Consider the following 1076-nt stretch of genomic DNA (forward strand, 5'->3'; position numbering starts at 1 on the left):
GTCACCAGCACCGTCCCCGACGGCACCCACGACGAACCCCCACCACGCGCAGCCCGCACCAGACGACGCACGAACACACCCGAGGACCGCACCGCGAGCTCATCCTCGCCATCGCCGGCCAGCACGGCGGCCAGGCGGCCCAGCAGGCGATCGTCGAGCACCTCGGGCAGGTCGACCAGGCCACCCCAGCGCTCCGGGTGCTCCAGGGCCACCACCCGGCCCAGACCCCACACCTGCGCCTGCACCGGATCCGCCACCCGCTCCGAACGACCCGTGGCCACCGCACCCCGTGTCACACACCACAACGGCGCATCGACACCGGCGTCGCCCAACGCCTGCACCAGCGTCAGCGTCGCCACCGGGCCGCCCGCCGCAAGCAGCGAGACCACACCGGAGAACCGGACACCGTCGGCGAGGAGGGCTCGCAGCGCCTCGGCCACCGAGGCCCGGTCGGCCGCGGCGGTGTCCAGCTCGTACCGGCGCACCTCCACCCCGCGTGCGGTGAGCATGCCCTCGACGGCGGCCGCGGCGGCATCGTCCTCGCTGCCGGCCGGCACCGCCACCAGCCAGGTGCCGGACGGCACGCCGGAGCCGAGGTCGGCAACCGGCTTCCAGCTGTCCCGGTAGCGCCAGCCGTCGACCGTGTTCCGGTCGCGGCTCTGGCGACGCCAGGCGGAGAGGGCCGGGAGGACCTCGCTCAGCGGGCGGTCGGCGTCCAGGTCCAAGGCCACCGACAGCGCGTCGACGTCTCCGCTCTCGACGGCCTCCCAGAAGCGGGCGTCCACGGCATCGACCGGCGACTCGGCGACGGCCGCCGAACTGACCGACTCCAGCCAGTACTTCTCACGCTGGAAGGCGTAGGTCGGCAGCTCGACCGTCCGAGCACCTCGGCCGGCGAGAAGGCCCTGCCAGTCGACCCGCAACCCGCGCACCCACGCCTCGGCGAACGAGGCGAACAAGCGCTCCAGGCCACCCTCGTGACGGCGCAGCGTCCCGAAGGCCGCCGCCGACCGACCGGCCGCCTCGGCGGCGTCCTGCACCGCCATCGCCAGCACCGGATGCGCACTGACCTCCAC

At 74.4% G+C, this 1076-nt stretch carries 1 protein-coding gene; it reads right to left on the reverse strand.

The features are described 5' to 3' along the window. Positions 1 to 1046 (reverse strand): SpnB-like Rossmann fold domain-containing protein (locus ABTY15_RS39745; RefSeq protein ID WP_502893698.1); only part of this gene is annotated, 1046 nt, incomplete at its 3' end. Positions 1047 to 1076: the final 30 nt, after the last annotated feature.

It is taken from the genome of Kitasatospora sp. NPDC097643, assembly GCF_040302625.1.
Classification (GTDB): Bacteria; Actinomycetota; Actinomycetes; order Streptomycetales; family Streptomycetaceae; genus Kitasatospora.